Below are 8,992 nucleotides of genomic sequence, written 5' to 3'. Positions count from 1 at the left end.
TCAGGTGCCCGCCGTGCGCCAGGTTCAGGCCCATGATGGTGTCCCCCGGACGGATCAGCGCATGCATCACCGAGGCGTTGGCCTGCGCCCCGGAGTGCGGCTGCACGTTCGCGAATTCCGCACCGAACAGGGCCTTGACCCGGTCGATCGCGAGCTGCTCCACAACGTCGACGTGCTCGCAGCCGCCGTAGTAGCGCTTGCCCGGGTAGCCCTCGGCGTACTTGTTGGTCAGCACCGAACCCTGCGCCTGCATCACAGCCCTGGCGGTGTGGTTCTCCGAGGCGATCATCTCCAGCCCGTCCCGCTGGCGGGTCAGTTCGGCGTCGATCCTTACAGCGATCTCCGGATCCAGCGCGGACAGGTCCGCGTCCAGGCTCGCGGAGACGACCTGCTCAAACGCGACGGTACCCGTTGCGGCGCTCACAGTTCGCCGCCGTTCTTGGACGCGTACTCTTCAGCCGACATCAGCGGGCCTTCTTCGGTCACGGCCACCTTGAAGAGCCAGCCGGCACCGTACGGATCGCTGTTGATCAGCGCGGGATCCGAAACGACGTCGTCATTGATCTCCACTACCTCGCCCGTCACCGGGGCGTAGAGGTCCGAGACGGACTTGGTCGACTCGACCTCGCCGCAGGTCTCCCCCGCGGTCACCGTCGACCCAACTTCCGGCAGGTCCACGTAGACGATGTCGCCGAGGGCGTCGGCGGCCACAGCCGAAATCCCAATCCCCGCAGGGCCCGATCCGTCGGCAGCAACCCACTCGTGTTCAGCGGAGTACTTCAGTTCGGCTACAACTTTGCTCATTTATCTCAATCCTTAAGTTCGTATGTGGTTTCGACAGGCTCAGCCAGCGGCGGCTGGCTACTTTTGGCGCTTGTAGAACGGCAGTGCGACAACTTCGAACGGCTCCGCCTTGCCACGCAGGTCAATGTCCAGGGCTGTGCCCGGTGCGGCGTGATCGACGTCGACATAGGCCATGGCGACGGGGTACCCCAGGGTGGGGCTCGGCTGTCCGGAGGTCACTTCGCCCACCACGTTGCCGTCCTTGAGGACCGGGTAGTGGCCGCGGCCGGCCCGGCGGCCCAGGCCCTTGAGCCCCACGAGCTTGCGGCCGGTTGTGGAGCCTGCGCCGGCTGCCTTGAGTTCGCTCAGGGCAACCTTGCCGATGAAGTCCGACTCCTTGGCGAGCGAGACGACCGGTCCCAGGCCTGCGGCGTACGGGTTGCCTTCGCGGGAGAGTTCGTTGCCATAGAGCGGCATGCCGGCTTCCAGACGCAGCGAGTCACGGCAGGCCAGACCGGCGGGGATGAGCCCGTGGCCGGCCCCGGTTTCCAGCAGCGCTTCCCAGAGGCCGGCGGCGTCCTCGCTGGGAACGTAGATTTCGAAGCCGTCCTCGCCGGTGTAGCCGGTGCGGGCGAGGAGCAGATCGTGGTCAGTACCGTTGACGGTGATACGTACCTCAACCGCTGCGTAGTACTTCAGCTCGGTGACCAGGACATGCTGCTCGGCCGGGACCAGCGTCAGCAGAATGGCCTCTGCGTTCGGTCCCTGGACGGCGATCAGCGAGGTTTCGGCGGAAACGTCCTCCACCGTCACGTCGAACCCGTCTTCCTTGCCGGAAACAGCCCTTTCGGCCAGTGCCGCGGCAACCACCGCAGCGTTGCCGGCGTTGGGGACCACGAGGTACTTGTCCTCACCACGGCGGTAAGAGATGAGGTCATCGATGATGCCGCCGTCTTCCTGGCAGATCAGCGAGTACTTCGCTTTGCCGACGGCGACCGCCGAGAGCTTCCCGGCCAGGGCGTAGTCGAGGAACGCTGCGGCGTCCGGGCCGCTAACCCAGACTTCGCCCATGTGGGAGAGATCGAACAGGCCCGCGGCGTTGCGGACCGCGTGGTGCTCGGCCAGTTCCGATTCGTACTTGAGGGGCATCTGCCAGCCGCCGAAGTCCGTGAAGGAGGCGCCGGCTTTTTTGTGCTGCTCGTAGAGAGCGGTGTAGTTCTCACTCATCAGGGATCCTTAGTTCTCGAAGTCGGAAAGCGGCGGGCAGGAGCAGACCAGGTTGCGGTCTCCGGCGGCGCCGTCGATGCGCCCGACCGGCGGGAAGTACTTGTCCTGCCTGAGTGTGTGGACGGGGAATGCGGCCTGCTCACGCGGGTACTCGCGGGTCCAGTCGGTGCTGATGACGGCTGCGGCGGTGTGGGGTGCGTTGCGCAGCGGGGAGTTCTCCACCGTGAAATCTCCGTTGGAGACCTGGTCGATCTCCTGGCGGATGGTGATCATCGCCTCGATGAAGCGGTCGATCTCCGCAAGGTCCTCGGACTCGGTGGGCTCCACCATCAGGGTGCCCGCCACGGGGAAGGACAGCGTGGGGGCGTGGAAGCCGAAGTCGATCAGGCGCTTTGCCACGTCCTCGGCGGTCACGCCGGTCCTGGCCGTGAGTTCACGCAGGTCCAGGATGCACTCGTGCGCCACCAGCCCGCTCTCCCCCGTGTAGAGAACCGGGAAGTGCTCATCCAACCGTGCGGCAATGTAATTCGCCGCGAGCAGGGCCGACTTGGTCGCTTCGGTGAGGCCCTGGCCGCCCATCAGCTTCACGTACGCCCAGGAGATCGGCAGCACACCGGCCGATCCGTAGCGTGAAGCGGAGATCGCAACACCAGTTCCTGGTTCGATACCGCCGGCTTCGTGCGCCGCCTTGTTCGCGTCCCCTGGCATGAACGGTGCAAGGTGTGCCTTGGCAGCAACCGGGCCGACGCCGGGTCCGCCGCCGCCGTGCGGGATGCAGAAGGTCTTGTGCAGGTTCAGGTGCGAGACGTCGCCGCCGAACTTGCCCGGCTGGGCCAGCCCCACGAGGGCGTTGAGGTTGGCGCCGTCGACGTAGACCTGCCCGCCGGCGGCGTGGATCGCGTCGCAGACCTCGCGGACGTCGGCGTCGTAGACCCCGTGGGTGGACGGGTAGGTGATCATGATCGCCGAGAGGACGTCCTTGTTGGCCTCGATCTTGGCGGCGAGGTCCGTGTGGTCGATCGTGCCGTCCGAAGCCGTGGCCACGACGACCACCTTCATGCCGGCGAGCACGGCGGAGGCGGCGTTGGTGCCGTGGGCCGAGGCCGGGATGAGGCAGACGTTGCGCTGCTCGTCTCCGCGGGAGTGGTGGTAGCCGCGGATGGCCAGCAGGCCGGCGAGCTCGCCCTGGGATCCGGCGTTGGGCTGGATGGAGACCTGGTCGTAGCCCGTGATCTCGGCGAGGTCAGCTTCGAGGCCGCTGATGAGCTCGCGCCAGCCCTCGGTCTGGGAGTCCGGGGCGAAGGGGTGGATGGAGGCGAACTCCGGCCAGGAGATGGCTTCCATCTCGGCCGTGGCGTTCAGCTTCATGGTGCACGAGCCCAGCGGGATCATGGTGCGGTCCAGGGCGAGGTCGCGGTCCGAGAGGCGGCGGATGTAGCGCAGCAGCTGGGTTTCGGAACGGTGCGTGTTGAAGACCGGGTGCTGCAGGAAGTCGGAGGTGCGCAGCACTGTCTCGGGCAGCTCGAAGCCCTTGGCCTCCAGGACCGGACCGGCGCCAAAGGCGACGACGACCGCGGCGAGGACCTCCGGCGTCGTGGTCTCATCGACGGACACGCCAACTGTGTCCGCGTCGATGAGCCGCAGGTTGATGCCCCGGGCCCCGGCGGCGGCGATGACCTTGGCGGCCTTGCCGGGCACGCGGACCGTGAGGGTGTCGAAGAAGGAGTCGCTCGCCAGTTCGCGGCCGGCGATCTTCAGCGTGGCGGCGAGGGCGCGGGTGTTGTTGTGGACGGTCTCGGCGATGGCTTTCAGCCCGTCGGGGCCGTGGTAGACGGCGTAGAACGAGGACACGATGGCCAGCAGTGCCTGCGCGGTGCAGATGTTGGACGTGGCCTTCTCGCGGCGGATGTGCTGCTCGCGGGTCTGCAGCGCCAGGCGGTACGCCGGGACGCCGGCGTTGTCTTTGGAGACGCCGACGATGCGGCCGGGGAGCGTGCGTTCCATGCCCTCGCGCACCGCCATGTAGGCGGCGTGCGGGCCGCCGAAGAACAGCGGCACGCCCAGGCGCTGGGTGGAGCCGACGGCGATGTCTGCACCCTGCTCGCCCGGAGGGGTGATCAGGGTCAGGGCCAGGAGGTCCGCCGCCACGGTGACGAGGGCGCCGCGTTCCTTGGCAGCGGCGATCACGCCGGACTGGTCCCACACCCGGCCGGAGACACCGGGTTGCTGCAGGACGACGCCGTTGATGACGCCCTCGGGCAGGCCCTTGGAGAGGTCGGCGACCTCCACCTCGAAGCCCAGGGCCTCGGCGCGGCCCAGCACAATGGCGATGGTCTGCGGGAGGCAGTCGGCGTCGAGGACGGTCTTGGCCCCGGCCGCGGACTTGTTCTTGTTGGCGCGGCGCATGAGGAGCACGGCCTCGGCGACGGCGGTGGCCTCGTCGAGGAGCGACGCATTGGCGACCGGGAGCGCGGTGAGGTCCTGGACCATGGTCTGGAAGTTCAGCAGCGCCTCGAGGCGGCCCTGGGAGATCTCCGGCTGGTAGGGCGTGTACGCGGTGTACCAGGCCGGGGCTTCGAGGATGTTGCGGCGGATCACCGGCGGGGTGACGGTGTCGTAGTAGCCCTGGCCGATCATCTGCACGGCCGTCTTGTTCTTGGAGGCGAGCTTGCGCAGCTCGGCCAGCACCTGGACTTCGCTGAGGGCGCTGTCCAGCGTGAGGGGCTTTTCCTGGCGAATGGAATCGGGGACCGCGTTGTCAACGAGGCCATCAACGCTGTCGTAGCCGACGGCCTTGAGCATGGTGTCGATGTCGGCCTGGCGGCGGGCGCCGATGTGGCGATCTGCGAAGGTGGACGGGGACGATTGAACCGTCATGAGAGGAACTCCATAATTCAGGTGGCATCAAAACGCCACGATGATTCGGGTTCCTCCCCGCTCTGTATTGGACCTGAGAGTTTCCGTTTTGCCCTGCTGATTGCAGCGCGCCACTTGCACCGTCGGTGAGCCCGGTTGCCCGGACTGCTTTCCAGAGTTGCCTTGCCGCGGCGGTACGTGGGCCTGAGAGATTCCTGGGGAGGATTTGCTCCTACGGCGCCTGCTGAACGTACCGGCAGGACTCTCCCGCCGCAGATCATAAGCCGTGCCACTGGTCGGTGACACAGCTCACAATTTATCTGGTTCCCGGGCAGGATGCAAAATTAATTTCAATTGAGTCGCTGTTTCCTGCACCACGGGGGTGCCTCCCCGCCGTCGAATGCCAGCCAAGGAACAAGTCCATCCCCCGGGGCCGTTGGGCTACTACGACCTGCCGTCCGCTGACGCTGGCAGCACCCTACACACCCGGACCGAGACCACGGGAAACGCGAACCCTTCGAATATGATCGCGTGATGCCTCTCCTTATCGCTCCGGACGCAAGCTACCACTCCTCCTGGCTGGAAGGATCCGCAGAATTTGACGGCGCCCACCGGGACGGCGGGGGCGCGGAGGACTGGTCCCTGGAAGAACTCAAAGATGCCCAGTCGTTCCGCCGCTTTGTCGACGCCCTCATCAATGACGCTCGGCCGGAGAGCCCGCGGAAGCCAGGATATGTGCCCTGCACGTACTTGTGGATCATGGAGGGTGACACGTTCCTTGGCTCACTGGCCATCAGGCACGAACTGAACGACTTCCTCTTCAACGAAGGCGGGCACATCGGCTACAGCGTGAGGCCCTCCGCCAGGCGTCGCGGCCACGCAGCGAGGGCGCTGGCTGATGCCTTGCCGATTGCCCGTGAACTGGGAATCCCCCGGGTTCTTCTCACATGCGATGAGGATAATGCAGGCTCCCGGACGACCATCGAAAAGAACGGCGGCGCCTACGAGGACACCCGCAACGGCAAACGCCGCTACTGGGTCGACACCGTCTGACCGGGCACGCCCCGAACGAACTGATCTCCGTTTACAGAGCGTGAAGTCGGTGCGACGCTGAACGCAATTCGGCCCGCGCGGGCTGTCTTCGAACTGGGGGTAACGAAAATGCAATGGGGCACGCCGCAACCGGAAAGTCCGTGGCCGCATGACATGGTGATCCGCGTCAATGACGATCCACACCACCTGACTCTCCTTCTGTTTGTCCGGCAGGCATGGTCCATGGCCGGCGACCTCAACATCCCGCCCCTAAGCCCCGTACCAGACTGTGGTCATTCCCGGATGCCGGAATCGGCTGATGCCTCCACGTGGGAGAAGCGCTGGAAAACGTCATGGGACCAGGCCTGGAGCTGGTACCAGATCGAAGATCCAACGCACCATCCCACGCCCGCGGAATTGCGCGAGTCCGGGGACGCCAGTCAGGGGTTGAATCCTTTGATCCCACCCTTTTGGACTCAACGGTATGAATGGGAAGGTCTGGACCGCGAGGCTTATCAAGCCTGGGACCGAAGCCTGATCCCGAAATTTCCCCACGATGCCGAACCCCGAAGTCTCCAAGAACTCATCCCGGCATGGGAAAGCGGAATCGACACTGTCATCGTGCTGCCGTACGAGGGGTACTTCGCACACCGGCTGAGCCGGCGACACCTCGTTGTGTCGGCCGCAACCAGGAATACCCCTGAGCACTACAGCAGGGCGCTACGAGAAAACGCACTCTAGACCCGCTGAGGCCGGGCTACCTCTCCTGTTGAGGGGACGGGCACGGAAATACGCGTCGGTCACGGCCACCGTTGGGGCGTTAATGCCGCGCAGGCCCGAACCAGCTGGCCAGCGCATCCTCCAGCCCCCGCTGAGTCCCGTCTCCCGTCCACGCCACATGCCCGTCAGGCCGGATCAACACGGCAGCAGGACCGCTGACTGAACCGATCACCGGAAGCTCCCACCCGCCGTCGTACGTGGCGTCCACCAACTGCACCCGATCCATCCACGGCCCCGGGTCGATGCTGCCCGGCGCGCCGAGGTTGAGCAGCACCGCACGGGCATCGTGCAGGAAGGTGAACACGCGCCGCGGGCCGTTGGCGGTGACGACGTCGAGATCGGGCATGCGGCGCCCGAGCAGCGGGTGCCCCTCACCGAGGTCGTAGCGGACGTCCAGGCCGGAGATGAGGCCGCCCAGCCGCTTCCGGGCCTCATCGATCGTCAGCAGGCCGGCCACCGTGTCGGCCAACGCACCGATGCGCGGGTCGGCCCTCTGCATGATTGACTGCGCCATCGTGTGCTTCAGCGCACGGGCCCCGGCGGGGTGCCGCTCGGCGTGATAGGTGTCCAGCAGGCGGTCCGGCGCAATACCCTTGACCACCTGGGCGAGTTTCCAGCCGAGGTTCACGGCGTCCTGGATGCCGAGCCCGATCCCCTGCCCGCCCGAAGGAGCATGGATGTGCGCGGCATCCCCGGCCAGCAGCACGCGGCCGCTGCGGTAGGCCGCGGCCTGCCGCGTGGCGTCGGTGAACCGCGAGATCCACGTCGGAGTGTGCACCCCGAAATCCGTGTCATAGACCTCGGTCAGCGCCTTGCTGAGGTCAGCCAGGGTGGGCTCGGCGGCCGGTCCAAGCTGCTTCTCGGTCACCACCACCCGCGTGGTTCGTCCGTCCTCCATCAGGTGCAGCCCGTGGATCCCCACCTCGTCGATGCGGATCCCTGCCGGCGTCTCCTCGGTCACCTCCACTTCGGCGATCAGGCTGCTCCTCGTCGCATCCCAGCCGGGGAACTCGATGCCGGCCGCCTTGCGGACAGCACTTCGCCCGCCGTCGGCACCCACCAGGTACAGCGCGCGCATCGGCCCGCCGTCGGCGAGATGCACGTCGACCCCGCTGTCGTCCTGGGTAAAGCCGGCGACCTCGAGCCCCCGATGGACCGGCACACCCAGCTCCTCAATCCAGCCAGCCAGGATCCGCTCAATATGGTTCTGCCACAGGCCGAGCGTGTAAGGGTGCCGTGTAGGAAAGTCGCTCACGTCCAGGGTTGTGTTCCCGAAGAACGCCGCCTGGACGGGCTTGCCCTCGGCGAGGAACCGGTCGGCAATCCCGCGCTGATCGAGGATTTCGATCGTCCGCGAGTGGAACCCGCCCGCACGCGAGCCCACCAGCTCCGGCGTCGAGCGGCGCTCCACAATGGCCGCATCCACCCCCGCCAGCGTCAGCTCACCGGCCAGCATCATCCCAGTCGGACCGCCTCCGGCAACGATCACATCCACCATCACAATCCCCACCTCTCCAAGCCGACAAGCACGGCGATGCCGGCCTGAGCCCGACGCCGGCACGGAACGTCAACTGGTCAGTACTCACCCTTAATCACGAAGTAGGAGCCGCGGATAGCGCCCGTTGGCGCGCAACCCGGCCAGCGCCTCGGCGACCGGAGAGCATTCCAAGCCGACAGTAGAAACGCTCTCGAAGTCAGCGATGTACGGCATGCGCCCTCCAGGTCAGATGTGCTGGGACCAACGATAGTAGAAATGCCTCTTCGATTCGGCACCTCAATAAGCCGGCCAGAACAGTCGATCGGTCTTTTGTCGGCCCGTCCGGCTACACTGAATGTATCGAACATATATTCGAATAAAGGTGTGTTGTGGGCGTTGTTGTCGGTCCCCGTGTGATAGATGCGGGCATGTCGTTGTTGTCGGTGCTGATCTCTCCGGTCCCTGTTGCGGCCGGGTATCCGTCGCCGGCGCAGGACTACTTTGATGGCCGGATTGACCTGAACGAGCACCTGATCAAGGACATCACCAGCACGTACGTCGTGCGGGTGTCCGGGGACTCGATGGAGGGCGCCGGCATCAGCGACGGCGATGAACTGATCGTGAACCGGGCCCTCGAGCCGCGAGACGGGTCCGTGGTCATCGCTGTCCTGGACGGGGAGCTGACCATCAAGCGGCTGCGGATCACGGCCGCCGGCGTCGTGCTGCAGGCGGAGAACCCGGCGTACCCGGATATCCGGGTCCCGTCGGTCTCGGATCTGGTCATCTGGGGCGTCGCGACCCGGTGCCTGCACCATGTCTGAGGCCAGCCATGTCTAA

7 protein-coding genes, 2 pseudogenes and 2 riboswitches are annotated in these 8,992 nt (G+C 66.0%); of the genes and pseudogenes, 3 read left to right on the top strand and 6 right to left on the bottom strand.

The annotated features are described in order from the left end of the window. The 4 genes and pseudogenes from MRBLAR12_RS16030 to gcvP form a co-directional block, all read right to left on the bottom strand. Positions 1 to 424 (bottom strand): annotated as a pseudogene (locus MRBLAR12_RS16030) (serine hydroxymethyltransferase); the annotation flags it as partial. Further along, complete coding sequence (gene gcvH, locus MRBLAR12_RS16025) at positions 421 to 804, bottom strand: glycine cleavage system protein GcvH (protein ID WP_229996026.1); 384 nt, start codon at positions 802 to 804, stop codon at positions 421 to 423. The gene gcvH and the pseudogene MRBLAR12_RS16030, both read right to left, overlap by 4 nt. Before the next feature lie 57 nt (positions 805 to 861). Further along, entirely contained in the window at positions 862 to 2,010 is a 1,149-nt protein-coding gene (gene gcvT / locus MRBLAR12_RS16020; protein WP_364747101.1) for a glycine cleavage system aminomethyltransferase GcvT, read from the bottom strand. A gap of 9 nt (positions 2,011 to 2,019) precedes the next feature. Continuing rightward, on the bottom strand, positions 2,020 to 4,887 hold the full coding sequence (gcvP, locus tag MRBLAR12_RS16015) for an aminomethyl-transferring glycine dehydrogenase (protein ID WP_364747099.1): 2,868 nt from the start codon (positions 4,885 to 4,887) through the stop codon (positions 2,020 to 2,022). 52 nt (positions 4,888 to 4,939) lie between these two features. After that, positions 4,940 to 5,047, bottom strand: a riboswitch (glycine riboswitch). A gap of 1 nt (position 5,048) precedes the next feature. Then, positions 5,049 to 5,146, bottom strand: a riboswitch (glycine riboswitch). Positions 5,147 to 5,400: 254 nt separating this feature from the next. On the opposite strand from gcvP, the gene MRBLAR12_RS16010 reads away from it, so the two are divergent. Beyond that, positions 5,401 to 5,919 carry a GNAT family N-acetyltransferase gene (locus MRBLAR12_RS16010; protein WP_364747097.1) on the top strand — a complete coding sequence of 173 codons (519 nt, stop codon included), beginning with the start codon at positions 5,401 to 5,403 and terminating at the stop codon, positions 5,917 to 5,919. A gap of 108 nt (positions 5,920 to 6,027) precedes the next feature. Next, positions 6,028 to 6,639, top strand: coding sequence for a hypothetical protein (locus MRBLAR12_RS16005; protein ID WP_364747095.1), 612 nt, complete (start codon positions 6,028 to 6,030; stop codon positions 6,637 to 6,639). Between the two features lie 79 nt (positions 6,640 to 6,718). On the opposite strand, the gene MRBLAR12_RS16000 is transcribed toward MRBLAR12_RS16005, so the two are convergent. Both MRBLAR12_RS16000 and MRBLAR12_RS15995 read right to left on the bottom strand, forming a co-directional pair. Continuing rightward, entirely contained in the window at positions 6,719 to 8,176 is a 1,458-nt protein-coding gene (locus MRBLAR12_RS16000) for an FAD-dependent monooxygenase (RefSeq protein WP_364747093.1), read from the bottom strand. Positions 8,177 to 8,299: 123 nt separating this feature from the next. Next, a pseudogene (locus tag MRBLAR12_RS15995) lies at positions 8,300 to 8,389 on the bottom strand (phage tail protein); the annotation flags it as partial. Positions 8,390 to 8,544: 155 nt separating this feature from the next. Here MRBLAR12_RS15995 and MRBLAR12_RS15990 point away from each other — a divergent pair. Then, positions 8,545 to 8,976, top strand: a complete 432-nt coding sequence (locus MRBLAR12_RS15990) for a LexA family protein (RefSeq protein WP_364747091.1) — start codon at positions 8,545 to 8,547, stop codon at positions 8,974 to 8,976. Positions 8,977 to 8,992 lie beyond the last annotated feature (16 nt).

Origin of the sequence: Arthrobacter sp. LAR12-1-1.1 (genome assembly GCF_040676555.1) — a bacterium.
In the GTDB taxonomy this organism is placed as follows: domain Bacteria; phylum Actinomycetota; class Actinomycetes; order Actinomycetales; family Micrococcaceae; genus Arthrobacter.
Note: the sequence above shows the minus strand (reverse complement) of the source record. Positions and strands in the feature narration are given on the sequence as shown.